Consider the following 26,886-nt stretch of genomic DNA (forward strand, 5'->3'; position numbering starts at 1 on the left):
CTATTTGCCGGGGTTGCCGGGTTTGCGGCGTTCTTCAAAATCGCTGGAACTCCACTCAAACTCCTGTCCGCAGATGCGGACAGACTCGCCCTCTTTGACGCCGCGGCGCAGCAGCGCCTTCTCAAGGCCGATGCGCTTGAAGAGGTTTTTAAGCCGGATTACCGCCTCCGGCTGGCCGAAATTGGTCATTTGCACAAGCCGGGTTATTTCCCTGCCCGACACCTCAAACAACCCGTCACGCCCGCGCTCCAGCCGGAAGGCAGGCTCTATGGAATGATAGGCGGGATGCGGCGCAGACGGCGGCTTTATTTCCGGCGGGGTTTCGGCCAGCAGGCGCACGGCCTCGTCCAGCACGGAGGAAACGCCGCCGCCCGTGGCGGCAGACATGACAAAGAGCTTGCGCCGGCGGTATCTGGCGCGGATTTTGGCGGCGGCTTTTTCCGCCTCCGGCAAATCGGCTTTGTTGACGGCGATTATGCGCGGCTTGGCCGCCAGCGCGGGGTTGAAAAGCTTCAGCTCGTTTTCCACGGCTTTTATGGATTCGGCAGGGCCGGTTCCGCAAAAGCCAAGCGGGTCCACCAGATGTATCAGCGCGCGGGTGCGCTCTATATGGCGCAGGAAGGCGGTGCCCAGCCCGCGGCCCTCGTGCGCGCCCTCTATGATGCCGGGAATGTCGGCCATCACAAAGCTTTTGCCCTTGTGATAAACCATGCCCAGATTGGGATTCAAAGTCGTAAACGGATAATCTGCCACCTTGGGCCGCGCGGCGGAAACCCGCGCCAGAAAAGTTGACTTCCCCGCGTTCGGAAAACCCAGCAGCCCCACGTCGGCGAGGACTTTAAGCTCCAGGTGATAAACGAACTCCTCGCCCGGTTCGCCTTTTTCGGCGATTCTGGGAGCGGTGTTGGCATGGGTTTTGAAAGCCATGTTCCCCCTGCCCGCCCTGCCGCCGCGCGCGGCCAGGAAACGCTGGCCACGCCCGGTAAGGTCCGCGACGACATGCCCGTCCTTTTTTACTACGGTGCCGCAGGGGACGAATACAACCGTATCCTCCCCGGCGGCGCCGTTCTTGTTGTAGCTGCCGCCCTTGCCGCCGGGAATGCCTTTTATATGGGGATGATAGGAAATCTCCACAAGAGTGGTGAGGTTGCGGTCCGCCTCCAGGAAAACTGCTCCGCCGGAGCCGCCGTCGCCGCCGTTGGGACCGCCGTAGGGGATGAATTTTTCGCGCCGGAAGGAAAGGCAGCCGTCGCCCCCGTCGCCCGCTTTTACGTGGATGCGGACCCGGTCTATGAACGCCTGCTGGCGTTTTTTGTCTTCATTCATAAAATCCGACACGGCGGCGCGACTGCGCCGCCGTGTCAAAAGACGAAGAATCCGTCAGGCCTTGGCGGTTTCGGTTACTATGGATATTTTCTGCTTGCCGCGGCTGGCCCACTGGAACTTCACGGTGCCCGCCGACTTGGCAAACAACGTGTCGTCCGAACCGATGCCTACGTTGAGGCCGGGCAGGAATTTGGTGCCGCGCTGGCGCACCAGCACCTCGCCCGCCAGGACCTTCTGCTGGCCGTAGCGCTTTACGCCAAGCCTTTGGCCGTGGCTGTCGCGCCCGTTGGTTGAAGAACCCTGCGATTTTGCATGTGCCATATGTGTTCCGGTTCCGTCAGGAGATTTTAATCTCTTTGATTTCCAGTTCGGTAAGGTCCTGCCGGTGGCCTCTCATTTTTTCGTAAGCCTTCTTGGGACGCTTTCTGAAAACCAGTATTTTGGGGCTTCTCAGATGCCTTGACACTTTGGCGATAACCGTCGCCTTGGGGAGGGCAGAGGGGTTTACCGCGGCGCCGTCGCCGGAAGCGGACCAGATGGCGTTGATTTTAACCTCGTCGCCCTGTTTGGCCTCAAGCTTCTCTACGGTGACTTTCTCGCCGGGCGTAACCCAGTACTGCTTCCCGCCGGTTTGTATGATTGCGTACATAATAGTTTATCCTAGCAAAATTGCCGCAGTGGATTCAAACCCTACCCGCCCGCGCCGGTCCGAAGGCCGGCGCGGGCGGCTTTGCGGGTCAGACCTTGTCGCCGTTTACGGCGTGGGTTTTCTTGCCGGCAAGCAGGTAATCGGCTATCTGCTCGGCGGCCTGGCGAGCCACCGTTATCTGCGCGTCTTTCGTGGAGGCGGCGATATGCGGCGTGGCGATGACATTTTCCATGCCGAAAAATATATGCTCCGTCGCCGGCTCTTTGACGAAAACGTCGCAGGCAAGGCCCGCTATCTGGCCGCTTTGCAGGGCCTCTTTTACGTCGGCCTCCACCATAACGCCGCCGCGCGCGCAGTTGATTATGCGCACGCCCTTTTTCATCTTGGAGATGGCTTCCTTATTAAGCATCCCTTTGGTGGCATCCCTTATAACCACATGGTAAGTGATGAAGTCCGATTTTTTGTAAAGCTCGTCCAGCGGAACCATGGTTACGCCCAACTCGCGGGCGCGCTCTGCCGTCATGGCCGGGTCATAGACCAGGACAGTCATCCTCAGGCCCCTGGCCCTGTCTGCCACCACGGCGCCGATATTACCGCAGCCGATTATGCCCAGCGTCTTGCCGGTAAGCTCCACGCCCTCGTATTTTTTCTTTTCCCACTTGCCGGCGTGGGTGGAGGCGTTGGCCTGCGGGATATGCCGGGCCAGCGCCATCATCATGGCCACGGCATGTTCGGCGGTGGAGACGGTGTTTCCGTAGGGCGTGTTCATCACCACCACTTTTTTGCCGGTGCAGGCGTTGACGTCTATGTTGTCAACGCCGCTGCCCGCGCGGGCCACAGCCTTGAGCTTGGCTGCGGCGGCGATAATGTCGCCGGTGAGCGTGGTGGCGGAGCGGACTATTATCCCGTCAAAATCCGCCACGCAGGATTTTAGCTGCTCCGGCGTCATGCCGGTTTTGACCACCGGCTCCAGCCCGCGCTCCTTAAGCACCTTCTCGCAAAGGGGATCGGCTTTGTCGGCTATAAGCACTTTCATTTCACGGCCTCCGTCTGATAGGTTTTGGCGACTTCGCTGTGCGCCCAGTCCAGCCATTTGGTGAGAATTTCCACGTCGGAAGCTTCCACCGTCGCGCCGCACCAGATGCGGATTCCCACCGGCGCCTTGGCATAGGAGTTGATGTCGTGGGCCACGCCCTCTTTGTCCAGCATGGCGGTTATTTTCTTGGCGGCCTTGGCCTTTTCCTCGTCGGGCAGGCGCTTGAACCAGTCCGCCGTGATTTTGAGACAGACGGAGGTGTTGGAGCGGGTCTCTTTCGTCTCGGCCAGGAAATCTATCCAGCCGCATTTGGCGGCCCAGTTTTCCAGCGCGCGCAGATTGGCGTTGGAACGCGCCGCCAGCGCCTTCATCCCGCCGATGGATTCGGCCCATTTAAGCGCGTCTATGGCGTCTTCCACGCAAAGCATGGACGGCGTGTTGACGGTGTTGTATTCCAGCTCGCCGGGCTTCAATTTGCCTTCCGCCGCCAGGCGGAAAATTTTCGGCAGCGGCCAGGAGACTTTAGGCTCGTTTTCCTCCATGCGCTTTACCGCGCGCGGGGAAAGGACGATGACGCCGTGCGCCGCCTCGCCGCCCAGCACCTTCTGCCACGAGAAGGTGATTACATCCAGCTTCGTGTAATCCATCTCCATCGCGAACACGCCGGAGGTGGCGTCGCAGATGACAATGCCCTCGCGGTCCGCCGGGATCCAGTTGAGGTCCGGCACCTTCACGCCGGAGGTGGTGCCGTTGAAGGTGAACACTATATCGTGCTTCGGGTTGGCTTTTGAAAGGTCGGGCAGCCTGCCGTAGTCGGCCTTATACTCGCTTACGCCGGGCAGCTTTAGGTATTTCACCGCGTCGGTAATCCAGCCCTTGCTGAAGGATTCCCAGCCGAAAATATCCACGGGCCGCGGGCCCAGCATGGTCCACATGGCAAGCTCCACCGCGCCGGTGTCGGAGCCGGCCACCACGCCGATGCGGTAATCCGCCGGCAGGCCCAGCACGCGCTTCATGCGCTCGGACACCTCGGCCAGCCGGGCTTTGCCTTCCTTGGAGCGGTGCGACCGCCCTACCAGCGCGCCTTTAAGCGCGTCCGGCGTCCAGCCCGGCCTTTTGGCGCAGGGGCCTGAAGAGAAGTTGGGGCACTTGGTCCTGACCGTCGGTTTGTCCATAAGTTCTCCTTGGAGATATTATTCACCGGCAAACAGCCACGGCCCCGCCAGCGCCATGCGCCGGCGTCCGCCTGATTAAAATCTACCAAATAATGCGCCTTGTGTGGAATTTCCCGGCCTCGGACGAAGCACATCTCCGTGGAAAACCCGAAAATTGCGCGCTGGTCAGTTTATTTTTATGTGAAGCTCGCGGAGCTGCTTTTCGTCCACCATGTTGGGCGCGCCGCTTAACGGGCAGGACGCGCTGGCGGTTTTGGGAAAGGCGATAACCTCGCGTATGGAGCTTTCGCCCCGCAGCAGCGCCACGACCCGGTCAAAGCCTATGCCGATTCCGCCGTGCGGCGGCGCGCCGTATTCCAGCGCCTCCAGCAGCATGCCGAAGCGGCGCGCGGCGTCCTCTTTGGAATACTTCATAAGCGACATGACCTTTTCCTGCACCTCGCGTTTGGTGTTGCGCACCGAGCCGGAGCCAAGCTCCGTGCCGTTTAGCACCATATCGTACTGGTGCGAGCGGACATTGCCGGGGTCTGTCTCCAGCTTGCCGATGTCTTCTTCCAGCGGCGCGGTGAAGGGGTTGTGCGCGGCGTCGTAGCGGTTCTCTTCCGGCCTCCACTCAAGCAGCGGGAAATGCATCACCCACGCGAAAGCCCATTTGCACGACGGTATGGCGGAGAGCTTGGCGATAAGGATTTTCCGCAGTTCGCCCATGAAAACGCAAAGCGCCGTAAAATCCGCCGGGGTTTTCTCCGGCAGCGCGGAGCCGATGAAAACCGCGTCGCCGGTTTTAACTCCCAGCGCGGTTCGGAGCGCGTCCATTTCCGCCTGCGAGAAGAATTTGACGGACGGCGACTCCGCGCCTTTTTCGGTGAATTTTATCCACACCAGGCCTTTTGCGCCGGCGGCTTTGACGGCTTCGGTGATTTTGTCCATCTCGGTGCGGGAAAGCGACGCGCCGCCCTCCGCTTTTATGGCGCGCACCGCGCCGCCGCCGGAGAGTATGGAGGAAAACACCTTAAACTCCGTCGCCTTGAAAACATGGGCGACGTCGGTTATCTCAAAACCGTGGCGCAGGTCCGGCTTGTCGGAGCCGTATTTCAGCATCGCCTCCGTATATTCCATCTGCCGGAACGGGATTTCTATTTCCTCGCCGGCGGAGGCGAAAATTTCCTTCATCAGACCTTCTGCCATGGCGAAAATATCGTCCTGGGACACAAAAGACATCTCAACATCTATCTGGGTATGCTCGGGCTGGCGGTCGGCGCGCAAATCCTCGTCGCGAAAGCAGCGGGCCAGCTGGAAGTACCTGTCAACGCCCGAGACCATCAGTATCTGCTTGAACATCTGGGGCGACTGGGGCAGCGCGTAAAACTCTCCCGCCGCAAGGCGCGAGGGCACCAGATAATCCCGCGCGCCCTCCGGGGTGGAGCGGGTGAGTATCGGCGTTTCCACTTCAATAAAGCGGTGTTTGTCAAAATAGCGGCGCGCGGCCTGCGCGGCTTTGTGCCGCGCCGCCAGGTTGGCCGCCATGCAGGGGCGGCGCAGGTCTATGTAGCGGTATTTGAGCCGCGTCTCCTCGGTAGCGGTGATGCGGTCGTCAACCTCAAAAGGCGGGGTTTTGGACGGGTTAAGAATTTCTATTTTCGCGGCGGAGACTTCCACCTCGCCGGTGGGGATGTTCTTGTTGGAGAGGCCCTCGGGCCGCAGCCGCACCGCGCCGGTTACGCGCAGGACGTATTCGCTGCGCACCGTATCCCCAACCCTGAACGCCTCGGCGTTTTCGGGCGCGGCGACTATCTGTGTGATGCCGGTCCTGTCGCGCAAGTCAATGAACAGCACCCCGCCATGATTGCGGAAAGAATTCACCCAGCCGCAAAGCGACACCTCCCGGCCAACATCAAATTTGGTTATTTCCCCGCAATAATGCGTTCTCATGGCGTCTCCTTGGCAAGGTGTCTTGCAATATCCTGAAAGGGAATTTCCGCCTGCTCCCCGGTTTTGAGATTCTTGACGGCGGCGGATTGTTTTGCCAGCTCGTTGCCGCCTATTATGGCGGCGAATTTGGCGCCGCATTTGTCCGCCGCCTTGAGCTGCGCCTTCATGCTCTGCGCGAATGCCCCGCCGTCGGTTGAAATGCCCGCCTTGCGCAGTTCCGCCATCAATTTGAATGCGGCGGAATGGGCGGCTTCCTCCATGCTGATTACAAAAACTTCCGGGCCGGGATATGCGGCTTCCGGCATAAGCGATACTGCCCGGTCCACGCCGAGGCCCCAGCCTACCGCCGCCGCCTCAGGCCCGCCCATTGAGCGGATGAGGGCGTCATACCTTCCGCCGCCGGCTATGGCGTCCTGCGCGCCCAGTCTTGCATTGCGGAATTCAAACACCGTGCGGCTGTAATAGTCCAGCCCGCGCACTATCGCGCGGTTGACCGCGAAAGGAATGCCGGTTTCCTTAAGAAAAAGCTGCACGGCGTCAAAGTGTTTCCCGCAATCCGGGCATAACTCCTGAACCGGCGCGTCTTTGAACAATGCGGGGCCGTCGGTTTTGCAGTCCAGCGCGCGCAGCGGGTTTTTCTCTATGCGCTTTTTGCAGTTTTCGCAAAGCGTCTCTTTGCGGGAATTGAGAAAAGCTATCAGTTTTTCGCGGTGCGCGGGACGGCATTGCGCGCAGCCGAGGCTGTTGATTTCCACGGAGAAATCGTTTATTCCCGCGCGGCGCAGAATATCGGACAGCAGGGCTATAATCTCCGCGTCCGCCGCCGGATGGGGATTGCCGATACACTCCGCGCCGATTTGCTCAAACTCCCGGTAGCGGCCCTGCTGCGGACGCTCGGCGCGGTACATATTGCCCATATAAAACAGCTTCTGCCTGGGCGACTGGGCGGACAGGTTCTGCTCTATATAGGCGCGCGCCACGCCCGGAGTACCCTCGGGACGGAGCGCCAGTTTGCGGCCGCCGGCGTCCTCAAAGGAATACATCTCCTTTTCCACTATATCAGTCGTCTCGCCGGTGGATTTGACGAAAAGCTCGCGCATCTCCACTGCGGGAACGCGGATTTCGCCGTAGCCGTATAGCGCGAAGACTTCGCGCGCTATTTTTTCAAAATCCGCGAACCGCCGCGACTGCGGCGGCAGAATGTCCCTGAAACCGCGCACCGATTGTATAGTCATTTTTTTTGAGGCGATATGGCCCTGAGCCGCGCCACATCCAGCACAGCGATTTTGCCGGCGCGGTAATCTATCATTTTCGCGCGCTTTAGCGCGGAGACCGCGCGGGAGACCGGCTCCCTGGTCGCGCCGATGTACTGGGCAAGCTGGGAGATGTTGATGTCTATTTCCGCGGGAACGGGAGAGAATTTGCGCTCCCCCCGCAATTTCACTATCGCGCCCGCCAGCCGGCCTATCATATTGTGGAACAGCAGCCCCTCTATCTCGTCGTCGGCTTTGTGCAGCCGCTCGCACAGTGTGCGCAGCAGGTTCAGAGTAAACGCATGGTCCGCGCGCAGCAGTTTTTTGAAATTGCCGCCGTTGATGACGCGCAACTCGCAATCCTCCTCCGCGCAGGCGGAGGCGGAGCGCACCTCCCCGCCCAGAAGCGCCATCTCGCCGAAAAAATCCCCGGCGCCCAGATAGGCCAGCGTCTTGGCACGCTCAGGCTGGACGCTGGTGAAGATTCTCACCCGCCCGGATTTGACTATGAAGAAATTGTCGCCGGCCTCGTCCTTGGAGAAAATCATTTCGCCCTTGCGCCAGCGCGCGGTTCTGGCAAGGGCGAAGACGCGGTTGCGCTCCGCCGTTTTCAGGCTGCACAGGAAAGCGGTTTTCCTAATACCTGTCATATTTTCAGATTATATCATTTACCGGCGGGACACCGCGCGGTCCGCCAGCCGGGTGGGCAGCGGCACGCGGAAACCCTGCGCGCAGCCCGTCGGCAGATTTCAGCCGCGCGGTTTTCGGATTTTCATTTCCAAATATTGTACCATAGGGAAAAGAGAGGTTTTATGCCGGAAGAGAAAAAGAAAATCAAATTCGGCGTCGTCGGCGCCGGCAAAATAGGCACCTATCATGTCCGCACCCTGTCTAAAATGCCGGACGTGGAGCTGGTGGGCGTATGTGATTCCGATTCAATGCGCGCGCAATCGCTGGCGTGGAAGCATAACTGCGTAGCCTACACCAATCAGGACGATTTGCTCTCCCAGGTTGAGGCCATAGTAATCGCCGTGCCGACCGAGCATCACAAGCAGGTGGGTATGGCCGCGCTTAACAGGGGCATTCACTGCCTGGTGGAAAAGCCCATAGCCTCCAGCATGGACGAGGCGCGCGAGCTGCTCAAGGCCTCCGAGTCAAAGGACGTCGTCTTCCAGGTGGGCCATTCGGAGCGGTTCAACCCGGCTGTTACGGAAGCGTTCAAGCATATCAAAAGCCCGCGTTTTATAGTCATAGAGCGCGCCGGCCCTTACGACCCGCGCATGTCCGCCATAGGCGTAATACTGGATTTGATGATTCACGATATAGACCTGCTGCTTACGCTTATGGATTCTCCGATAATGAGCTTCGAGGCGGTGGGAGCCAGCATTTTTTCCAAACACGAAGACATCGCCAATGTCAGAATGCGCTTCAAAAACGGCTGCATAGCCGATGTAACCGCCAGCCGCGCCTCCATGGAGCGGGCGCGCTATATGCGCGTCTATCAGGAAAGCGCCTATGTTTCCGTGGATTTCATGAACGCGCGCGTCAAACTCTACAAGAAGAAAAATCCGGTGGTAGCTTCGCTCAAGGATGTGGACGTTATATATCCTCCCGTGGCCAAACAGCAACCCATCGCGGCGGAGATAACCCATTTCATAGACTGCATCAACCACATGAAAATCCCCTGGCCATCGGGAGAGCGCGGCAGCCGCGCGCTCCATTACGCGCTGGAATTCACCGAACGGCTGGCCCGCTACGAGCTTAACCGCGCCGCAAACCCGGAGCCGCAGGGCCCTGTGCAGGTGGCCTCCGACATCGGCAAGGCCGCCCAGGTGGCCATCAGCGAGGCGCTGGGCACCATAGGGCTGGACAAGAGCTGATGCCGGATATCATCCCCACAACCAAAAATATCCTGGTCGTCGCCGGCGACCCGTCCGGCGATTTGCACGGCGCCGCGCTTATCCGCGAGCTTAAGGCCAAAGACCCGCAGTTGCATGTCTCCTGCCTGGGCGGGCAGCGGATGCAGCAGGCGGCGGACCGGTTCATCTACAATCTGGTTGGCGTCGGCGCGGGAGGCTTTGCTGAGCCGCTGAAGCGGTTTTTCCTGTGGCTGAGGCTTATAAACCTGGCGCGCAAATTCCTCAACGAAAAGCGGCCCGCCTGCGTAATCGCCGTGGATTTCTACGGGTTCAACCACCAGTTGCTGGGGCTGGCGGCGCACCGGAAAATTCCCGTGTTTTACTATGTCTGCCCGCAGGTCTGGGCCAGCCGGCCAAAGCGCGCCGAGACCATAGCGCGGCTGGCGCGGCATGAGTTCGTCATTTTCCCGTTTGAGGAGAAAATTTACAGGGACCTCGGCGGCAAATGCGATTTTATCGGGCACCCGCTGCTGGATGTTGTTCCCCAGCCCAAAACCCCGCCGGAAAACCGCGGCGGCGTGGATTACAAATGGAAAATCGGCCTGCTGCCGGGCAGCCGCCCCTCCGAAGTCGCGCGGCTGATGCCGGTTTTCTGGAAGGCGTTTTTGATGATAAAGGAAGTGTTCCCGAACGCGGAGCCTTATATTTTCGCGGCGCGGGAGATTTCCGACAGGGATTTGCTGGCCCGCTGCGAAGGCGGCGCCAGGCCGGCCATAGTGCGGGAGGAGGATTATGCCATCCGCGCCGGCATGGATGCGGCGCTTGCCTCCTCCGGCACCGCCACTCTGGAAAACGCCATGCTGGGCCTGCCGATGGCGGTCGCCTATAAAATGCCGGCCTTCACCTACGCTGTGGCGCGGCGCGTCATCAATGTGAAATACATTTCCCTTCCCAATATCATAGCCGGCAAACAGCTCGTACGCGAGTATGTGCAGGACGCCGTCTCGCCGGAGGCGCTGTCCGGGCAGATAATGGGCCTTCTGCAAAACCCCGACAGGCTCAACGGCCTGCGAGCGGAACTGCTGGTCCTGCGCGGAAAGCTTGGCAGCCCCGGCGCGGCGCGCCGCGCGGCGGAAACAATTCTGGCGGAAACTTTCTCTCAATGAAACAGACCATAGCAAGACTGCTGCCGTATCTGCGTCCGCACCGCAGGCGGCTTATGCAGGCTTCGCTTGCCATGACGGCCACCGCCGCCATCAACGGCGGCGCCAGCCTGCTGCTAAAGCCCGTGGTGGACGGGTTTTCCAGCTTCAGGGATCAGAAGCAGTTGTTTGTCATCGTAATCCTGCTGCCGGCCATTTTCCTGCTAAAGCTGCTTTTCCAGTATACCCAGGGCTATCTGATGAGCTTCATCTCCCAGAAAATAGTGCAGCAGATACGGGAGGATTTGTTCCGGCATCTGCACAAGCTGTCGGTGGAATTCTACTGGCGCAAACGCTCCGCCGAGGTAATGACCCGCGTTACCAGCGACCTGACCAATCTCCAGTCCGCGCTGCAGTTTCTGCCGCTGTACTCGGTGCGGGACACTTTCACGGTGATGGCGGTGTTTGCGGTGCTGCTCTATATCAACTGGCGTTTCACGCTGATAGCGCTGCTGGTGGGCCCGCTGGCCGGCGTGGTAATTGGAGTGCTGGGCAGGAAAATGCGCCAGTCCTCCGGGCGCAGCCAGGCCATCATAGGCCAGATTTACCATCGCTTCAGCGAAAGCCTGGAGGGAATGACCATAGTCAAGGCCTTCAACTACGAGGAAGGCGCGATAGCCAAATTCTGCCAGCAGAACGACGCGCTTTTCGCGCAGATAATGCGCTATCTGCGCGCCACGGCGCTGTCGGGGCCGCTGCTGGAATTCCTGGGCAGCCTGGTGATAGCGCTGCTGATATGGGTGGGCGGGCGGGAAATCCTGGCGCACCGCATGACCGCCGGGGATTTCGCGGTTTTCCTGGGCGCGTTTTTCATGGCCTACGGCCCGCTCAAAAATCTGGCGCAGGCCAATTCCACCTTCCAGCTCGGATACGTTTCCTGGAGCAGGATATTGCAATTGCTGGACGAGAAGCCGCATGTGGCGGAGCCGGAAAACCCCGTTCCCGTTGACAGGCTGGAGGGCGACATCGTTTTTGAAAACGTCTCCTACGGCTATCCGAACGGCGCGCCGGTCATAAAGCGGCTCAACCTGCATATAAAGCCCGGGCAGGCGGTGGCGTTTGTGGGGGCCAGCGGCTCCGGCAAGACCACGCTCATCAATCTGCTGCTGCGGCTTTTTGATCCGGCGGAGGGCCGCATTCTCTACGACGGCAAGGATTTGCGGGCCGTGGATTTGCGCGGGCTGCGCTCGCATATCGGCCTTGTGAGCCAGAACACCATACTTTTTGACGATACCGTCTCCGCCAACGTGGCGCTGGGCGACGGCGCCGCCGCCGAAAGCGACATCATTGCCGCCTGCGAGGCCGCCGACGCGCATGAATTTATCGCAAAAATGCCCTGCGGCTACAAAACCATGCTGGGCGAGCGCGGCGTCAAGCTCTCCGGCGGGCAGAGGCAGCGCCTGGCCATAGCGCGCGCGCTGCTTAAAAAGCCCTCCGTCCTGCTGCTGGACGAGGCCACCAGCAACCTGGACACCGAAAGCGAAAAATCCGTCCAGACCGCGCTGGAGCGCATAATGAAGCAACGCACCGTAATCATGGTGGCGCACCGGCTTTCCACTATAGCCGGGGCGGACAAAATCTGCGTCCTCCACCGCGGCGAAATAGCCGAAACCGGCACGCACGACGAGCTGCTTGCCAAATGCGGCATTTACGCCCGGCTCTGCGAAATACAGAAAATGGCCCCCGCCGCCGAATAACATTCCGCCGCTCATAGACGTTCCTGCCCGCCGTCCTTGACAGGCCGGACGGGCTATGATACACCTTAACCTGGGTAAAACATGGCGGCACCCCGGCTGAAAAGCTGCATCGCATATCCCGGGTCCTGCCGCTGTACAGCCGATTGGAGGAATTCAAATGCGCGGAAAGAGGTTTGGTGCTGTGTGCGCCGCCGCGGCGGTATTGCTGGCAGCCTGCGGAGCGGCGTCCGTATGGGCGTTTCCGAAAGACTTCCCCGAGCTGAAGGGAACCGGCGGGCAAACCGCAGGTAAAATCCTGACCGGTTTCGGCGGCGACGAGAAGCTGGACAAGGCCGGCAACCGCGCCGGCCTCAAGCATGTGCCGGTGATATTGCTGCACGGCAACTCCGGCAGCGCCACGCATGCCCAGTGGGGCATGGTCCCGATACGCGACATGCTGTTCAAGGCGGGCTACAACACTTCTGAAGTGTGGGCCGTTTCCTACGAAGGCGACAACCCGTATGTGGAGCTTATGGGCGTCCACAAAACGCATATAGAGGATGTGCGCGCGTTCATAAACGCCGTGCGCGATTATCTGGGAGTGAAAAAAGTGGATGTGGTCGCCCACTCGCTGGGCACGACCATGACGCTGGCGTATATGGCCGGCTATGACAGTTCCGGCAAATTCAACCCGCAGAAGCGGGGCTACGGCAATATTTCCACCTTCGTTTCGCTGGCGGGGGCCAACAACGGGCTTGGCCAATATTCCGTGGACGAGTTCAAGACCGGCGGCGATTTCGTCAAAGGCATAAGCGCCGCCGACGGCGTTGCCGACCAGACACCTTACGGCTCCGCCGACGAAGGCAAACAGACGCAGGGCTACAGACAGGTTACTTCGCTGGACAACGGGCAGATAACGTATGCGGCGCTGTGGGCGGCGGGCGATTTTGTGGACGCGCAACTGCGCGACACCGGCTCGCTGAAAGGGGCGGATATCAACAAAAGCTTTGACCTCGGCTCCAACACCAACGGCCACGAAAAGATAATGAAAGACCAGGCCGTTTTCAACACATTCCTTCCCTACCTGAACCGCGGCAAAGCCGCCGGCGACGACAGGGAGAAAGCCGCCTCGCGCGAAATGAAGGCCGAAAAGGCCAGCGCCGCCTCCGCAAGGGGATTTGAGGAAAAAGCCGCCTCCATCAATCCCGCCCGCGTCATGAACTGGGACGGCCCCGCCACGCGCGACATCAAGCCGCGCTGACCCACTCCGCAGCCGGACAGCGAAAAACGGGCCGGCAATCCCGGCTCCAAACCCAAAGCCCCGCGCAAGCGCGGGGCTTTGTTTCATCCGGAAAATCTATTTCGCGGGAGGCTTGTGGTTTTTTGCGCCAAAGACTTCACCGTAGAACGCTATGCGGCCCCTGCCGTGGGTTTTGCTCCAGTACAGCGCCTCGTCGGCGCGGGCCAGAAGCTCGTCGGCAGTGCGCGCGTCGCCCGGATAGGCGGCTATGCCCTGGCTGACGCTTATTTTCAGCGGCTCGGTCTTTGAAAAAGGCGCGGGTATTTTTATATCGCCTATCTCGCGCGAGAGGCGGGCGGCTATGGCACTGGCTTCCTCCGCCTTGGACTGGGGCAGCAGCACCAGAATCTCGTCGCCGCCGTAGCGGCAGGGAAAGTCTATTTTGCGCAGGTTGGAAAGTATCACGCGGCCTATTTCGCGCAGCGCGACGTCGCCGGCCTGATGGCCGTAGGAATCGTTTATCTCCTTGAAGAAATCCACGTCCATCCAGATAAGCGCGAGCGGCTGGTTGAAACGCTCGGCGCGGTACATTTCCTCGTGGAAACGCTCGGTGAAATAGCGGCGCACGGGGAGCTTGGTCAGTTCGTCGTACTGGGAAAGCTCCTGCACCCGGTCAAAAAGGACCGCGTTGTCCACCGCAAGGGCTATCTGCCCGGCGAAAGAGCTTAAGGAAAGCATGTCTTCCTGCATAATCGGCTGCTGGGAAAGCAGGTTGTCAACTATAAGCAGCCCCTCGCTTTTGCCCTGCACGGTAAGCGGCAGGTATACCACGGAATCGCGGTATTTGTCGGCCACGGTGTCGCCGGAGACGCTGCCCAGCACTATGTCGGCAAAGCGGTGTACTCCGGGCTGGAGCGGTATCTGCTCGTGCGCGAGGCTGCGCACCTGCCCGCGCGCGTCGGCGCTCAGTTCGCCCTTAAGCTTGCGCTCGGCCTGGTTGACCAGATACAGCCGCACCCGGTCAAAACCGAAGTATTTCTGTATGCCCTGCAAAATCAGCCGCATGCCGTCTTCCATGCGCAGCGAGGAGGCAAAAACCGCGGTCAGCTCGTTGAGCGCGCTGGCGCGGCCAAGCTGCTCGCGCGTGAACTGGTCCAGCTCTATATGAGCGAGATTCTGCTCCAGCTCGTCGGCCAGGCCGCGGGCAAGCTCGCGCTCGCGCTCGGTAAAAGGACGGGATTTGGACAGGCGCTCCATCCGCAGCGCGCCAAGCCGCGCGGTATCGGCCAGGGGCTGCCTTCCGGCGGGGGAGCGCCCCGCCCCCGGCCAGCGCAACGGTATGTATATGGCCGGATAGTCCAACTGCGCCGAATCGCATATAACACCGCTTTCCAGCGCGGCCCGTAGCGGGGAGTCGGAGGCCGCCGCTATATCCTCCTCCAGGTCCATGGCGTCGCTGCCGCTCCACACCAACCGCAAAGACAGCAGCGACTCCTCCGGCTCCCAGGAGAAAAAGCAGGCCTGGTCCAGCTTGAGGTTGACCGCCATAAGCTCCAGCGCGCGCGCCAGCATCTGGCGCGAGTCCGCAAATGGCCGGTTAAGCTCCTTGTGGTACTTGTAAAGCACTTCGGTCGGATGCGTGGTCATTCGCCGTAAAGCGAAAGCAGGTAATCCATCTCCACCTGGACTTTCACCATCTCCTGAAGCAGCATTCCCGATGAGTACGAGCCGCGCGCCACCGCTATGGCTATGCGCGAAAGCGCCGAATCCAGAATCTCCACATATGTCCCGCAGACGGTAACATTTGGCAGCGCGCGCGCCCCGGCCACGATTTCGGAATAGGTGCGCATCCTCTCATGCGAAGAGAAAATAAACTGCTCAAACTCCGCCGCGGCGGGCTGGAAGGCGTGTATCATGCGGCAGTACATCGCCTGCTGCGCCGGGCGGACCAGCCATTTAAGCAGCTCCGCCGCCTCGCTGCGGTTTTTGGCGTTTTTGACCAGCGCGAGATTATAGCTGGAAAGCAGACTGTGCGCGCCGTAGAGGCCGCCGGGCAGCGGGACGGTCTTGACCTCAAACTCGTCGTTTTCCGGCAGCAGCGACTGCGAAAGCCGGCGCGACACCGTCATGCTGGCGCGGCCCTCCAGCATGGTGCCAAGCGAGCCGCGCTCGCGCAGCAGCGGCATATGGCCGCCGGAAAGCAACTGCAGATAATCCTCCATCCCGCGCAGCGCCTCCTCGCGGTGGACCACGGCGCGGGTGCATTCGGTGTTGAAAATATCTCCGCCGCGGCTCCAGATGGACGGCAGCAAATCCCGCAGGTTGACCGAGCCGCGCAAATTGGAGTTTTCCATCGGGAAATAATTGCCGCCGCCGAACTTTCTGGCCAGCTCGCGGCAGATGCGCACCACATCGTCCCATTCCCGGAACGCGGCGGAGCCGTTGCCGCACACCGCGCGCATATGGTCGGTCCTGTAATGCAGGGCTGTTACATCCATCCACCAGGGAACGCTGTATATGTCGGACGAGCCGGGCAGCAGGCAGTGCGGGCGCAGCGGTTCTATCCATTCGTCCAGGCAGGACTTGGGGGTGAATTCCGGCAGCGGGTCTATAATGCCCAGCCGCGCAAACAGCGCGGTCCAGTAATGCGGTATCTGGACGATATCCCCCGTCTCCGCGCGGCGGGGCTGGCGCTGGAACTCAAAAAGCCTGCGCCACAGCGCGTCGCGCGTTAAAACGGCAAGCTCCACCCGTATATCGGGATGCTCGCGCTCGAATTCGGACAGCAGCGATTTCAGATGCGAAACCGTCTGCAAACCGGAATTAGGCAGAACCCAGAATATCATAAAATCCAGTTTTTCACTTCAAGCGCGGGGTTGATTGCCGAAACGCCGGGCCTGCAGCCCGCCCTGAGCATATGCCAGCCGCACAATGCGGCCATCGCGCCGTTGTCGGAGCAGTATTTCCTTTCCACGAAACGGACGGTCATTCCGGCTTTTGCGGTCCCATCGGACAAATACTCCCGCAATGCGCCGTTGGCCGCCACCCCGCCGCCGACCGCTATATGCCGCAGCTTCAAATCCCGCGCGGCATTCAATGTTTTGGCGGTTACGGTCTCTATCACCGAATCCTGGAACGCGGCGCAGATTTCTGCGGCTTTCGCCGGCTTTCCGCCGCGCAGGTGATAGCTTACGGCGGTTTTCAATCCGCTGAACGAAAAATCGCGGCTGCCCTCCAGCATGGGGCGCGGGAACACCACTCCGCCTCTGCGCGCGCCGCGCGCGGCGGCCTCCACAGCCGGCCCGCCGGGATAATCCAGCCCCAGCAGCTTGGCCACCTTGTCAAAAGCCTCGCCGGCGGCGTCGTCGCGCGTTTTCCCCAGCCGGCGGTATCTGCCATAGCCTTTGACATGCCACAGCTCAGTATGCCCGCCGGATATTATAAGCGCCAGCAGCGGAAATTCAAGGGCCCTGACGCGCCCGCCGGCGGTGAACTCGCAGGAATAGAGATGGCCTTCAAGATGATTCACGCCCATGACCGGAACGTTATAAAGCCCCCCGACGGTCTGCGCCGCCACGCTGCCGGACACCAGCCCGCCTGCCAGTCCCGGCCCCCTGGCGAAAGCCACCGCGTCAACCGGCGCGCCCCGCCGGGCGGGACAGTCCTTAAGCGCCTTGGCTATTACCGGGGCGATTTTTTCGCAATGCGCGCGGCTGGCAAGTTCCGGCACAACCCCCTTGTAGCGCCGGTGCAGCGGAACCTGCGACCACACCACATCCGAAAGCAGCCGTCCGTCCTCGTAAACCGCGGCGGCGGTCTCGTCGCAGGTGGTCTCTATGCCAAGCACCCGCAGTCTCATTGCTTGAGGCTTATAAAGGCTTCGCGCGCCTTGAGTATCTCCAGGGCGCGGATCAGGGCCTCGTCCTTGACCATATCCTCTTTTTTAACCGCGGAAATAGGCTCTTTCCCCTGCGCGTAGAGCTTGTCCATCTGCTCCATAAGCCGGCGCTCCGTTTCGCGCGGGACATCCACGGTTATATCCGGCACTATGCCGCCGGCGCCGGTTTTGGGGTCGCGGTGTATGGTTTTGCCGCTGGGGGTGTAGTATTTGGCGACAGTAAGCCTGAGGCCTGAACCGTCGGACAGCGGCAGTATGGACTGCACGCTGCCCTTGCCGAAGGTGCGCGCGCCCACTATCACCGCGCGCTTGTTGTCCTGCAGCGCGCCGGCCACAATCTCGGAAGCGGAGGCGGAGCCGCCGTTTACCAGCACCACCAGCGGCAGAGCGGAGTATTTGGCGGCGCGCCCGCAGCGGAATTCCTGATAGTTTTCGGCCTTGCGGCCCTTGGTGTAAACCACCATCCTGTTTTCGCCCATGAACAGCTTGGAGAAGTCCACCGCGCCGGCCAGCAGCCCGCCGGGGTTGTAGCGCATATCTATGACAAGCGCCTTCATCCCGTCTTTGGACATGGAATCCAGCGCCTTGGACGTAGACTGCATCATGTGGCCGGAAAATTCCGCCAGCCGCAGGTATCCTGTGCCGTTTTCCAGCATTTTGAAATCCACCGCTTCGGTTACTATTTTAGCCCGCTCCAGCGTGAACTCCTTTATCAGCGCAGGGGCGTCCGTGCTTTTGCTCTCCGGGTCGCGCGCGATGGTAAAGCGCACTTTGGTGCCGGGCGCGCCGCGCAGCTTTTTGACGGCATCGTCGGGCGACATGTCCTTGACGCTTTCATCCTCTATTTTGACGATGCGGTCCCCAGGCATGATGCCGGCCCTGTAGGCGGGAGTGCCGGGCATGGGCGTGATGACCACCACAAAACCGTCGCGCGAGGTTATCCGTATGCCTATGCCGCCGAACTCGCCCTCCGTGTCGCCCTTGACGCGCTTGTTGACGTCGGGGTCCATAAACTGGGAGAAATCGTCCAGCTCGCGCACAATTCCGTTGGCCGCGCCGTAAAGGAGCTTTTTGCTGTCGGTTTCGTCTACGTAATTGTCCTTTACCAGCTCCAGCACCTCCACCAGCACGCGCAACTGCTGATACGTCTGGTCCACGGCGGAATAAGCCAGCGGGAAAACGGTTCCCATAAAGAAAGCCGCCAGCACCCAAAGCATTATCCTGTTGCGTTTTGCCATATATCCTCCATCACCTTTTAATCAGCCATTCCACCGGATCCACCGCAGTGGTGCCGGAGCGTATCTCAAAATACACAGTCTGGGCGGGGCTGCCGCCGGATATGTTCCCGTTGTCCGGGCCTGCGGTTCCCAGCGGCTGTCCGGCTGCCGCCTTGTCGCCTTTGCGCACCGACATATCCGCAAGCAGCCCGTAAACCGTGAAAAAACCGCGCCTATGGTCTATTATTACAACATTTCCGTATGAGCGGAAAGGACCCGCGTATATTACGTCGCCCTCCATGACGGAAAGGACCTGCTCCCCCGGACGGGCCGCGATTTTGACGCCTTCCCGGTAAATCCAGGTTTTCAGCGCGGGAACCGCCTCCCGCCCGAAATTGCTGACCACCTCTCCCCCCGCCGGCCAGGGCAGGCTGTGGCGCGCTATGCTGATGCCGTTTTTTCCGCGGGAAGGGCCGGCGGCCTGTTTTTTCTCAAAATTCTTCAGGAATTTCATCAGGCTGGCGGCGGAAGCTTTCAGATCGTCCAGTTCCGCCTGTATCTGCTGCTGCCTGTCCCTTGCCGTGTTGAGGGCGGCGACTTTTTTCCTGTAATCGCTCATGCGCCGCTCCTTCTCGCGGCGGAGCTTGTTGGAGCGATCCACCAGCTCGCGGCTGGCGCGCTTCCAGGAATTGAGTTGGCGCTGGCTGCGCTCTCTCTCATCCGAAAGGCGGGTAAGAAGGGACGCTTTCTGGTACAGCGCGGCCTGCAAATACAACTGCTGCGGCAGCCTGGCGCTGCCGTAATACGGAAATGACGACAGTTGCAACGCGGCGTAAGTCCGCGTATCGTCGGCGGCAAGCCGCTTCCACCGCTCAAGCGAGGATTTCAGCGAGGCCGTTTTTATCTCCGTGTCCCGCAACAGATGCTCCGTCTGCGTCTTTTCGCGGAGAATGCCCTGCCGGGCCTGCTCGGCCTGGTCGCTTTGCCGTTTCAGGAACTCTATGTAGCGGTTTATGTCGCGCTCCTGCTTGCGGTAGCGCTCCATCTCCTTTTTGCGCGCGCTCAGCTGGGACTGTATTTTCTCCAGTTCCTGCTTCGTCTGCTCGCGCGAGGATGCCGCCGTGACCGGGGCGGCGCACAGAAACAGCGCCGCCAGCCACGCGCCGGCAAAGCCGGAAACCGCGCGCGAACTAAGCGGGCTCAGAGCGTTTCTTTCCATCGGAAAAGTATCCAGCCGCATAACGCGCCCAGAGCCGGCGCCGCAAACCGCCACTGCGCCAGCGGCAGGGACCACCACATCGGGCTTAAGTGTTTCACAGGAGAGACAAGCAGCCAGCACAGCAGCGCGCCGGCGGCGGCCCCGCCCGCGCCGGAAAGCAGCCAGCCCCAGACCTGAACGGAGGGAAGCGAAAACCCCGCGCCGCGCACGGCGGCTATTTCAACGGCCAGCGCCGCCATGGCGAGAACAAAAGCCGCCGCGCAAAACACAAGCCGCAGAAACCGCCTGTAGAACGAGGCGTGCAATATCGCGTAAACCTGCTCCGGCTTGTAGGAAACGCCGGCTATGGCCGGCATTTTGCCCTGAAGCACGTTTGCGTCCAGCCAGCCGCCGATATTCTCAAGCGCGGGATCGGCCACTTTCACCGAAAAATACTCCGGCATCGGATTTTCAGCCGCCACGGTGATGGATTTTATCAGGTCCGCATCGCCCAGCTTCAGTTCCTCCAGCGCCTGTTTTTTTGAGACAAAGCGCGCCTCCGCCACATAAGGCAGCGCGCGTACCGCGTCTTCCAGCCCGTTCATGGCGGAAAGCGGGGCCTTGTCGTCCACAATCAGAAAAAGTCTGAAATCGTCCCGCAGCAGCGATTCAAGCTGCGCGCTCTGCTTTTCCATGAAAGCGGCGGCGCACAGCGGCAGCGCCAGGCACAGGCTTATCAGAAAAGCCGCCCTGTGGCCGCCGGTCATAAACGCCGGCGAACGCCAGGTCCGCGCGCCGCCGGTTCCGTCTCCTGAAATATTCTGGCGCATATGTATTGATTCTATAATTTTTGCCGCCGCCATTCCTGCAAAACGCAGCGGGCCTGCTCCAGGTTCTCCGCGCGCATGAAGGCGGCGCGCAAAAGGGCGCAATCCGGCAGGCCGCGTATCCAGAAACCCGCCGTCTTGCGCGCACGCAGAACCGCCGCGCGGGGGCCGCATTGCCGCGCGCTGAGTTCCAGATACTCAATAAACAGTTCCAGCCTGCCGTATTCCGGGGCGGAGTATTGCGCGCCGCGCAGGCCGGCGTCTATGCACGCGAAAATGAAAGGGTCGCCTATCGCGGCGCGGCCTATCATCACCCCGGCGCAGCCGGCGGACAGGAAGGCCGCCGCGCCCTCCGCGTCCGACACGCCGCCGTTGCCTATAACCGGTATTTTCACCGCCGCGCAGGCGGCAGCCACCGCGTCCAGGTCAACAGGACCGGAATGCGCGGCCCGCGCATAACGCCCGTGCAGGAAAACGGCGGAGGCCCCCTCGCCTTCGGCTATGCGGGCCAGCCGGGCGGACAGCGGCGCGCCTTTTTCAAGCCCGACCCTGGTTTTAACCGTTACCGGCGCGCCCCCCGCGGCGGACACCGCCGCCGCGACCACGCGGGCAAAGGCGCGCTCGTCCTTCATAAGGGCCGTGCCCGCGCCGGATTTGATTATTTTGGGAACCGGGCACCCCGCGTTTATATCCACAATATCCGCCCCGCGTTCGGCGGCCCGGGCCGCGGCAAGGCGCACCGCCGCCTCGTCCTGCCCGAAAATCTGCATCGCGCAGGGATGCCCGTCCGGCCCTATTTCCAGCATATCGCCGGAGCGCCGGCTGCCGAACCGCAGCGCCACAGCCGACACCATCTCCGCGCACACCAGCCCCGCGCCGCCGCGCAGGCAGAGCAGACGCAGCGCGGAATCGCTTATCCCCGCCATGGGCGCCAGCGACAAAATATTGGAGCAGGTTACCCGCCCTATGCGCAGTTCGGAAGGGCGCTTACTTGCCGTCATTGACAAGGCTGTAGTCGGAGGGTTTTCTGTCCTGAATCAGCAGGAGTTCGCCGGTGCTTGCGCCCACCGCGCGCATGACCAGCAGTTGAAAAGCGTCCGCCTCGCGCTCCATGCGCTCTATGCTTTTGGCGTCGCGGAAATCGTTCAGGATGGGGTTGGCGGCTATGCCGTCGAGGTACTTCTGCCCCGGAACGGACGGGGTGGCAAGCTCGTGCCTGAGCTTTTCCCGCTCGAAATGACGCTGCGCGTGGAAAAACTGACGCGCTATCGCGCCGGCGCACCAGGCCGGGGAGCGGAAAGCGGTGTTGTCGGTGAGCAGTATCGTGGGAACGCCGTTTTCAATCGCAAAATCGGTGCGGTCCGCGCCGCGTATGGCGAAAACGTACTGGCGCAGCTGCTGGAACAGGGAATTGTCGTAATGGCTGATAAGCACCAGCGACTTCATCACCTGATCCTGGAACTGCGGCTTGCCGAACAGCTTGAATTTTATGCCGGAAGCCAGGTCCTCTTTAACCAGGCCCGGCGCGCCCCTGTCCAGCCCGTATTTGCGCTGGAAAACGCGATCCCTGGCGGCGCGCGCCGCGGCGCGCTGCCTGTCGCCCATGCGGCGGATAAGCGTGCGGTTCCAGTAATTCATCGCCAGTATAAACAGTATCAGCAGCGCCGCCACGCGGGGCGTAACCTTGAAATCGCGCACAGGCGCAACCATTTTCTCGCGCACGGTAGCGGCCATCCTGACTGTGACTCCAGGCGGGGCGGCTTCCTGCGAAGGCAGGGAAATCTCCGTATTTTGCGGGGTGAAGCCGGCTTCTTCCTGCGACGCCTGCACGCAGCGCGAAGGCGGAGACAGAGGCGGCGGAGGAGGCGGAGGCACAGGACCTCTCTGCACATTTTCCTGCTGCTGTCCTTCCCTGTCCCAATAAGGCTGTTCCCGCGAGAATTGCTCTGCCATGTTTATCCGAAGGATTTGGCGTAAGATTTATAGAAGGCTTCAAGCTCGGTTTTGGGATCCTGGAATTCAAGGATGTGCTTTTTACAGCCGTTGCGCGAACATATCTGCACCTGCCCGCCGTGTTTTAGAACAAAAGCCGCCATCTGGGCGCCGCAGCCGTCGCAGCGGCGCGCGCCCTTGAGGTCGGCATCGCAATGCGGGCAGCGCAGCCCGGCCACCTTGCCCGGCGGCACCTGAAACGGCGCAACAGTGTCGTAACTGCCGTAAACCGCGCTGAGGTAGAGCATCCCTCTCTTGCCGGCATAAGACACTCTCACGCAAACCGACGACCCGCCGCCTATTTTGCGCGGGCTCATCAGCGTTTTCAGACAATGCGGACATTTGACGGACAGTTGCAGCATATCTCCTCCTGCCGGAGCGCGCCGGCTACTTTGAAATGAGTTTCTTCCCGCGCGGCTTGCGCCCGCCGGCCGCATTTTTATTTTTCGGAGACAATTCCCCGCCCGCGCCGGGATTTATGATATCCAGCCGCCATCTGCCGCGCAGTGTGTCAAAGTTATAGACATTCTCCTCGTTGGCCACGCTATGCACGGCCATGAACTCCGCAAGCTGGTCATACTGCTTTTTGCTCTCTATCGGGATAAGGCGGTGCGGCTTAAGCAACGCGCGGTTGAGCGGCGCTATGGTTTCCATGTCCGATATTTCAAGCAGGACCGTTTCGCCCCGCCTGTCCGGCTTGGCATCCGGGATAAACATGGTTTCCTTTTTGTGCATGCTGGCCGTGATGAAACGGTAAACCCCCTTCATCCTGGGAAGCTTCACCACGGCCTGCCTGGTCTCTCCGAAAGCCAGCTTGAACCCCGTAGTCAGGTTGCTTTCCGGCACGCGGGCCGTGAGCAATTCGCCCTTATGGGAAGCGGTTATCTCGTAAACGGAGCCGCGCATGAACATGAACTGCCCGCGCGGTTTCTCAAGCGCAACGTCAAAAGTATCGGCGTTCTCCAGTTCGCGCAGAAGGTCCCTTACCAGTCCTTTTTTGATATCACCGGACTCCACCAGCATGTTCCCTGAAGAGGCGTTCACATACAGCGCCCCGCCGTTTTCGTCGGTCTCAATGTACTCGTAGCCGGGAACCCCCTCGCGGAAAACGCGCATCCATATAGCCGCCGGCTCCAACGTGGCCGCGGGCGGCCTTACGGCATGAGCGGGACGGCACAAGGCCAGAACCAGCATGGCAGCCTGCATCATAACCCCTCCCTGCGACGTATCAAAGCTTCGAAACCCGCCGCGGCCTGGGCCAGTTCGCGCGCGCCGCGCACGGGCTTGCCGTTTACGATAAAAGTGGGCGTAACATCTATGCCATGCTCCGCGGCATACCTAGCCTCCGCCTCCACCGCCTGCCGGACCGAAGGGTCCCTCATGCACAGCGAAAATACATCCCTGTTGATGCCCAGGCTGACGGCGTAAGCGTCAAACTGGGCCGGCTCGTCCGCGGATTTGGACCACTCATCCTGATTTTGATACAGCATGTCCGCATACTGGAAAAACTTATTCTGCCAGCCGGCGCATTCCGCCGCGCCAGCCGCGGCCACGGCCCATTTATGCTCCGGCAGCGGGCTATGGCGGAAAGTCAGCCGTATATGCCGGCCATAGGCTGAAAACAGCCTGTTCATTTCCTCGTTCCCCACCCGGCAGGCGGGGCATTGCAAATCCGTATACTCGTCTATCACAATCGGCGCGTCCAGCGGACCTTTGACGCGGCTGGGCTGAATCTCCGGCGGAAGCTCGTATTTGCGCGCCACATAAATTCCCGTCGCGGCGGCGGCAAGCAGGCAGGCGGCGTAAAAGCAATAAATCCGTTTCATAGGAGCATCAGAGCAATCCCAGAATTTTCGCCGGGGAATGCGCGCCCTTTATTATGCGCAGCCTTTTGGCTTCTATCCCCAGCTCGCGCGCGGCGGCATTCAGTGCCTCTGCGTTGGCAAGCCCGCGTTCCGCAGGGGACTTCACCCACGCCTCCAGCGCGTCGGGGCCGCGCCGCTCCAGCCTGGCGGTTTTGGCGCCCGCATGGACCTTCAGCCGGATATAGCGCATGGGGCCGCGATAAGCGTCCTTGCCGTCATCTCCGGCGGCGGGGCAATGCCCAGCAGTTCCAGCACGGTGGGCGCGATGTCGCCCAGTATGCCCTTCGGGCGCAGCCGTGTCGGCGCGCCGCCGCGGATGAGAATGCATTCCACCGGATTGCAGGTGTGCGCAGTTTTGGGCATGTCAAGCGCGGCGTCCCACATCTCCTCGGCATTGCCGTGGTCTGCGGTTACGATGGCGGCGGCCCCTGTCTCCAGCGCGGCGCGGACCAGCCGGCCGGCGCAATCGTCCACAATTTCCACCGCCCTGACGGCGGCGCCGAAATTGCCGGTATGCCCCACCATGTCGCAGTTGGCGAAATTGACAAGCACGAAATCATACGCGCAGGAGCGGATTTGCTTTTCCGCCTCGGCGCAAACCTCGGGCGCGTTCATTTCGGGATGCTCGGCATAGGTGGCGGGGTCAAATGTGCCCTTTATCTCTATGCGGTCCTCTCCGGGATAGGGCCTGAGCATCTTGCCGTTGAAAAAGGAGGTCACGTGCTTGAACTTCTGCGTCTCGGCCAGGCGCAGCTGCCGCAGCCCGCGTTTTCCGATAACCTCTCCCAGCAGATTGGACATGGAGGCGTCCTCGTCCATGGGCGGCAGCGCGCTGAATTTGAAGGTGTCGTAATACCGGGTAAGCCCGCAATAAGCCACATTCAGCTTTACGGCGCGCTTTCCCGGATACTCGTCCTCCACGAAGGCTTTGGTAAGCTCTATCGCGCGGTCCTGCCGGAAATTGAAATGCACCACGGAATCGCCGTCTTTCACGCCGGAATAGCCGCCGATGACGGTGGGCGGCACATATTCGTCCACAAGCGGGGAGCCGTCCGGGTTTTTGCCGGAATAGGCGCGCGTTACGGCTTCTTCGGCGGTTGCGGCGCGTTCGCCCGCTGCCAGCGCTATGCAGTCATAGGCCCTGTCCACCAGCTCCCATTTCTCGCTGCGGTCCATGGCGTAATAGCGGCCTATGACGGTGGCTATCCTGCCGGCGCCGGTTTCCCGTATTTTGGCTTCCACTGTTTTCACATAAGCCAGCGCGCTGCGGGGAGGAGTGTCCCTCCCGTCCGCGAAAAAATGGATGTTGATATTTTTTACGCCTCTGCCCGCGGCATGGCGCATTATGGCGAAAAGATGCTCCTGATGCGCGTGGACGCCCTCGTCCTGCACCAGCCCCATCAGGTGGAGCGCGCCGCCAGTCTTGAGGCAGTTGTCAATACATGCCTTGAAAGCCGGCGCGCTGAAAAGCGAGCCGTCCGCGGCGGCGTCCATGAGCTTTTTAAGCTCCTGAACCACAATGCGCCCCGCGCCCATGTTGAGATGCCCCACTTCCGAGGATCCCATGAACCCCGCCGGCAGCCCGACGAATTCGCCGGAGGCTTCCAGCACGGAATACGGATATTTGCCCAGCCAGCCGGACACATTGGGCGTCTTTGCCGTTGTAACGGCATTGTATTTTCCGGGGGCGCCTATGCCCCATCCGTCGCGCACGATAAGCACCACGCGTTGTTTCGCCATACGGACATTCTATAAAAATGCGCGGGGAAATTGTAGAATCAGAGTATGTCCTTTGTTACCGCCGTGCTGACGCTGTTTTTCGTGATGGACCCGCTGGGCAATGTGCCGCTTTTCATCGCCGCGCTCAAAGACGTGCCTTACGAGCGCAAACGCCGGGTCATCGCGCGCGAGCTGCTGATAGCGCTGGGCATCATGTACGCCGCCCTGCTTTTCGGCGGCAGAATGCTGGAGTGGATGGGCATAGACCAGCCGTCGCTCAGCATAGCCGGCGGCATAGTGCTGTTTCTGATATCGGTGAAGATGATTTTCCCCCTCAAGGAAGACGGCTTCGCCGCCAGCCCGGAGGGGGAACCGTTCATAGTCCCGCTGGCCGTGCCGCTTATAGTGGGGCCTTCCGTGGCCAGCATGGTGCTTATCATGCCGCTGCGCGAGCCCGACAAGATGCTGCAATGGGTGTTTGTGATAGCGGCGGCATGGGTGCTTAACTGCGCGATACTGCTCTCCTCGGTGCGCATAAGCCGTTTTCTGGGCGAGCGCGGCATGATAGCCGTAACCCGCCTGATGGGAATGCTGCTTACCACCATCTCCGTTCAGATGTTCATGTCCGGCATAAAGCAATTCCTGGCGCGGTAACACTTTGCACAGAGAAGTCCGCGCCGGCCGGCGGAACATTCCTGCGCGGAATTTGGTCCTCCTCGGATAATTCCGAATTCATCTACGGCCATCTGCGTTAACCTGAAAGTTTCAGGTTAACGGCGTTTTATCCACAGATTGACCACAGATTTCCACAGATTATCCGGA

Annotated in this window: 26 protein-coding genes; 5 read left to right on the forward strand and 21 right to left on the reverse strand. The window is 60.7% G+C overall.

Features of this window, described 5'->3' with window-relative positions; translation table 11 throughout:
• From obgE to WC421_09140, 8 genes are all read right to left on the reverse strand, one after another.
• Nucleotides 1-1,326, reverse strand: coding sequence for a GTPase ObgE (gene obgE / locus WC421_09105; protein MFA5162391.1), 1,326 nt, complete (start codon nt 1,324-1,326; stop codon nt 1-3).
• A gap of 54 nt (nt 1,327-1,380) precedes the next feature.
• Nucleotides 1,381-1,647, reverse strand: a complete 267-nt coding sequence (rpmA, locus tag WC421_09110; protein ID MFA5162392.1) for a 50S ribosomal protein L27 — start codon at nt 1,645-1,647, stop codon at nt 1,381-1,383.
• Nucleotides 1,648-1,663: 16 nt separating this feature from the next.
• Nucleotides 1,664-1,975 (reverse strand): 50S ribosomal protein L21, encoded by a 312-nt coding sequence (rplU, locus tag WC421_09115; protein ID MFA5162393.1) that lies wholly within the window; start codon nt 1,973-1,975, stop codon nt 1,664-1,666.
• Between the two features lie 88 nt (nt 1,976-2,063).
• Nucleotides 2,064-3,011: a hydroxyacid dehydrogenase gene (locus WC421_09120; GenBank protein ID MFA5162394.1), complete on the reverse strand. Its 948-nt coding sequence runs from the start codon at nt 3,009-3,011 to the stop codon at nt 2,064-2,066.
• Entirely contained in the window at nt 3,008-4,186 is a 1,179-nt protein-coding gene (locus WC421_09125) for a phosphoserine transaminase (protein MFA5162395.1), read from the reverse strand. Before WC421_09125 ends, WC421_09120 begins: the two co-directional genes overlap by 4 nt.
• A gap of 165 nt (nt 4,187-4,351) precedes the next feature.
• A complete protein-coding gene (aspS, locus tag WC421_09130; GenBank protein MFA5162396.1) occupies nt 4,352-6,118 on the reverse strand; it encodes an aspartate--tRNA ligase in 1,767 nt (588 codons plus the stop codon).
• Nucleotides 6,115-7,353, reverse strand: a complete 1,239-nt coding sequence (gene hisS / locus WC421_09135; protein ID MFA5162397.1) for a histidine--tRNA ligase — start codon at nt 7,351-7,353, stop codon at nt 6,115-6,117. The genes aspS and hisS overlap by 4 nt, the downstream gene beginning before the upstream one ends.
• A complete protein-coding gene (locus WC421_09140) occupies nt 7,350-8,021 on the reverse strand; it encodes a Crp/Fnr family transcriptional regulator (GenBank protein MFA5162398.1) in 672 nt (223 codons plus the stop codon). The genes hisS and WC421_09140 overlap by 4 nt, the downstream gene beginning before the upstream one ends.
• A gap of 162 nt (nt 8,022-8,183) precedes the next feature.
• Between WC421_09140 and WC421_09145 the strand changes: the two genes are divergently transcribed.
• From WC421_09145 to WC421_09160, 4 genes are all read left to right on the forward strand, one after another.
• On the forward strand, nt 8,184-9,251 hold the full coding sequence (locus WC421_09145; GenBank protein ID MFA5162399.1) for a Gfo/Idh/MocA family oxidoreductase: 1,068 nt from the start codon (nt 8,184-8,186) through the stop codon (nt 9,249-9,251).
• Nucleotides 9,251-10,396: a lipid-A-disaccharide synthase gene (gene lpxB, locus WC421_09150; protein MFA5162400.1), complete on the forward strand. Its 1,146-nt coding sequence runs from the start codon at nt 9,251-9,253 to the stop codon at nt 10,394-10,396. The genes WC421_09145 and lpxB overlap by 1 nt, the downstream gene beginning before the upstream one ends.
• The gene (locus WC421_09155; GenBank protein MFA5162401.1) at nt 10,393-12,129 is read left to right on the forward strand and encodes an ABC transporter ATP-binding protein; all 1,737 of its coding nucleotides are present in this window, start codon (nt 10,393-10,395) and stop codon (nt 12,127-12,129) included. The genes lpxB and WC421_09155 overlap by 4 nt, the downstream gene beginning before the upstream one ends.
• A gap of 157 nt (nt 12,130-12,286) precedes the next feature.
• Nucleotides 12,287-13,369 (forward strand): alpha/beta fold hydrolase, encoded by a 1,083-nt coding sequence (locus WC421_09160; GenBank protein MFA5162402.1) that lies wholly within the window; start codon nt 12,287-12,289, stop codon nt 13,367-13,369.
• A gap of 96 nt (nt 13,370-13,465) precedes the next feature.
• On the opposite strand, the gene WC421_09165 is transcribed toward WC421_09160, so the two are convergent.
• From WC421_09165 to gpmI, 13 genes are read right to left on the reverse strand one after another with little or no spacing between them, the layout of a single operon-like run.
• A complete protein-coding gene (locus tag WC421_09165) occupies nt 13,466-14,995 on the reverse strand; it encodes a sensor domain-containing diguanylate cyclase (GenBank protein ID MFA5162403.1) in 1,530 nt (509 codons plus the stop codon).
• The gene (locus WC421_09170; GenBank protein MFA5162404.1) at nt 14,992-16,194 is read right to left on the reverse strand and encodes an extracellular solute-binding protein; all 1,203 of its coding nucleotides are present in this window, start codon (nt 16,192-16,194) and stop codon (nt 14,992-14,994) included. Before WC421_09170 ends, WC421_09165 begins: the two co-directional genes overlap by 4 nt.
• Nucleotides 16,191-17,207: a tRNA (adenosine(37)-N6)-threonylcarbamoyltransferase complex transferase subunit TsaD gene (tsaD, locus tag WC421_09175; GenBank protein MFA5162405.1), complete on the reverse strand. Its 1,017-nt coding sequence runs from the start codon at nt 17,205-17,207 to the stop codon at nt 16,191-16,193. Before tsaD ends, WC421_09170 begins: the two co-directional genes overlap by 4 nt.
• Nucleotides 17,204-18,484 (reverse strand): S41 family peptidase, encoded by a 1,281-nt coding sequence (locus WC421_09180; GenBank protein ID MFA5162406.1) that lies wholly within the window; start codon nt 18,482-18,484, stop codon nt 17,204-17,206. The genes tsaD and WC421_09180 overlap by 4 nt, the downstream gene beginning before the upstream one ends.
• A 10-nt stretch (nt 18,485-18,494) precedes the next feature.
• A complete protein-coding gene (locus WC421_09185) occupies nt 18,495-19,682 on the reverse strand; it encodes a peptidoglycan DD-metalloendopeptidase family protein (protein ID MFA5162407.1) in 1,188 nt (395 codons plus the stop codon).
• A complete protein-coding gene (locus WC421_09190; GenBank protein MFA5162408.1) occupies nt 19,664-20,491 on the reverse strand; it encodes a permease-like cell division protein FtsX in 828 nt (275 codons plus the stop codon). Before WC421_09190 ends, WC421_09185 begins: the two co-directional genes overlap by 19 nt.
• Before the next feature lie 11 nt (nt 20,492-20,502).
• A complete protein-coding gene (locus tag WC421_09195) occupies nt 20,503-21,489 on the reverse strand; it encodes a tRNA-dihydrouridine synthase (GenBank protein ID MFA5162409.1) in 987 nt (328 codons plus the stop codon).
• The gene (locus WC421_09200) at nt 21,476-22,441 is read right to left on the reverse strand and encodes a hypothetical protein (GenBank protein ID MFA5162410.1); all 966 of its coding nucleotides are present in this window, start codon (nt 22,439-22,441) and stop codon (nt 21,476-21,478) included. Before WC421_09200 ends, WC421_09195 begins: the two co-directional genes overlap by 14 nt.
• Nucleotides 22,442-22,443: 2 nt before the next feature.
• Nucleotides 22,444-22,842, reverse strand: coding sequence for a hypothetical protein (locus WC421_09205; protein ID MFA5162411.1), 399 nt, complete (start codon nt 22,840-22,842; stop codon nt 22,444-22,446).
• A gap of 25 nt (nt 22,843-22,867) precedes the next feature.
• Nucleotides 22,868-23,689 (reverse strand): hypothetical protein, encoded by an 822-nt coding sequence (locus tag WC421_09210; protein MFA5162412.1) that lies wholly within the window; start codon nt 23,687-23,689, stop codon nt 22,868-22,870.
• Entirely contained in the window at nt 23,686-24,306 is a 621-nt protein-coding gene (locus WC421_09215) for a thioredoxin domain-containing protein (GenBank protein MFA5162413.1), read from the reverse strand. The genes WC421_09210 and WC421_09215 overlap by 4 nt, the downstream gene beginning before the upstream one ends.
• A 7-nt stretch (nt 24,307-24,313) precedes the next feature.
• Nucleotides 24,314-24,535: a DUF167 family protein gene (locus tag WC421_09220; protein MFA5162414.1), complete on the reverse strand. Its 222-nt coding sequence runs from the start codon at nt 24,533-24,535 to the stop codon at nt 24,314-24,316.
• Nucleotides 24,517-26,085, reverse strand: a complete 1,569-nt coding sequence (gene gpmI, locus WC421_09225; protein ID MFA5162415.1) for a 2,3-bisphosphoglycerate-independent phosphoglycerate mutase — start codon at nt 26,083-26,085, stop codon at nt 24,517-24,519. The genes WC421_09220 and gpmI overlap by 19 nt, the downstream gene beginning before the upstream one ends.
• A gap of 45 nt (nt 26,086-26,130) precedes the next feature.
• On the opposite strand from gpmI, the gene WC421_09230 reads away from it, so the two are divergent.
• Entirely contained in the window at nt 26,131-26,718 is a 588-nt protein-coding gene (locus WC421_09230; protein MFA5162416.1) for a MarC family protein, read from the forward strand.
• Nucleotides 26,719-26,886 lie beyond the last annotated feature (168 nt).

This window comes from Elusimicrobiales bacterium, assembly GCA_041651175.1.
GTDB lineage: Bacteria > Elusimicrobiota > Elusimicrobia > Elusimicrobiales > Elusimicrobiaceae > JAQTYB01.

Excerpts from the sequence above, each read along its gene's own strand:
- tsaD (MFA5162405.1), bottom strand. The coding sequence starts at position 17,207 with ATGAGACTGCGGGTGCTTGGCATAGAGACCACCTGCGACGAGACCGCC.
- rpmA (MFA5162392.1), bottom strand. The coding sequence starts at position 1,647 with ATGGCACATGCAAAATCGCAGGGTTCTTCAACCAACGGGCGCGACAGC.
- WC421_09145 (MFA5162399.1), top strand. The coding sequence starts at position 8,184 with ATGCCGGAAGAGAAAAAGAAAATCAAATTCGGCGTCGTCGGCGCCGGC.
- hisS (MFA5162397.1), bottom strand. The coding sequence starts at position 7,353 with ATGACTATACAATCGGTGCGCGGTTTCAGGGACATTCTGCCGCCGCAG.
- WC421_09215 (MFA5162413.1), bottom strand. The coding sequence starts at position 24,306 with ATGAAACGGATTTATTGCTTTTACGCCGCCTGCCTGCTTGCCGCCGCC.
- WC421_09195 (MFA5162409.1), bottom strand. The coding sequence starts at position 21,489 with ATGACGGCAAGTAAGCGCCCTTCCGAACTGCGCATAGGGCGGGTAACC.
- WC421_09180 (MFA5162406.1), bottom strand. The coding sequence starts at position 18,484 with ATGGCAAAACGCAACAGGATAATGCTTTGGGTGCTGGCGGCTTTCTTT.
- WC421_09140 (MFA5162398.1), bottom strand. The coding sequence starts at position 8,021 with ATGACAGGTATTAGGAAAACCGCTTTCCTGTGCAGCCTGAAAACGGCG.
- WC421_09125 (MFA5162395.1), bottom strand. The coding sequence starts at position 4,186 with ATGGACAAACCGACGGTCAGGACCAAGTGCCCCAACTTCTCTTCAGGC.
- lpxB (MFA5162400.1), top strand. The coding sequence starts at position 9,251 with ATGCCGGATATCATCCCCACAACCAAAAATATCCTGGTCGTCGCCGGC.
- WC421_09210 (MFA5162412.1), bottom strand. The coding sequence starts at position 23,689 with ATGATGCAGGCTGCCATGCTGGTTCTGGCCTTGTGCCGTCCCGCTCAT.
- WC421_09165 (MFA5162403.1), bottom strand. The coding sequence starts at position 14,995 with ATGACCACGCATCCGACCGAAGTGCTTTACAAGTACCACAAGGAGCTT.
- WC421_09120 (MFA5162394.1), bottom strand. The coding sequence starts at position 3,011 with ATGAAAGTGCTTATAGCCGACAAAGCCGATCCCCTTTGCGAGAAGGTG.
- WC421_09200 (MFA5162410.1), bottom strand. The coding sequence starts at position 22,441 with ATGGCAGAGCAATTCTCGCGGGAACAGCCTTATTGGGACAGGGAAGGA.
- gpmI (MFA5162415.1), bottom strand. The coding sequence starts at position 26,085 with ATGGCGAAACAACGCGTGGTGCTTATCGTGCGCGACGGATGGGGCATA.
- aspS (MFA5162396.1), bottom strand. The coding sequence starts at position 6,118 with ATGAGAACGCATTATTGCGGGGAAATAACCAAATTTGATGTTGGCCGG.
- WC421_09155 (MFA5162401.1), top strand. The coding sequence starts at position 10,393 with ATGAAACAGACCATAGCAAGACTGCTGCCGTATCTGCGTCCGCACCGC.
- rplU (MFA5162393.1), bottom strand. The coding sequence starts at position 1,975 with ATGTACGCAATCATACAAACCGGCGGGAAGCAGTACTGGGTTACGCCC.
- WC421_09160 (MFA5162402.1), top strand. The coding sequence starts at position 12,287 with ATGCGCGGAAAGAGGTTTGGTGCTGTGTGCGCCGCCGCGGCGGTATTG.
- WC421_09205 (MFA5162411.1), bottom strand. The coding sequence starts at position 22,842 with ATGCTGCAACTGTCCGTCAAATGTCCGCATTGTCTGAAAACGCTGATG.
- WC421_09220 (MFA5162414.1), bottom strand. The coding sequence starts at position 24,535 with ATGCGCTATATCCGGCTGAAGGTCCATGCGGGCGCCAAAACCGCCAGG.
- WC421_09170 (MFA5162404.1), bottom strand. The coding sequence starts at position 16,194 with ATGATATTCTGGGTTCTGCCTAATTCCGGTTTGCAGACGGTTTCGCAT.
- WC421_09190 (MFA5162408.1), bottom strand. The coding sequence starts at position 20,491 with ATGCGCCAGAATATTTCAGGAGACGGAACCGGCGGCGCGCGGACCTGG.
- obgE (MFA5162391.1), bottom strand. The coding sequence starts at position 1,326 with ATGAATGAAGACAAAAAACGCCAGCAGGCGTTCATAGACCGGGTCCGC.
- WC421_09230 (MFA5162416.1), top strand. The coding sequence starts at position 26,131 with ATGTCCTTTGTTACCGCCGTGCTGACGCTGTTTTTCGTGATGGACCCG.
- WC421_09185 (MFA5162407.1), bottom strand. The coding sequence starts at position 19,682 with ATGGAAAGAAACGCTCTGAGCCCGCTTAGTTCGCGCGCGGTTTCCGGC.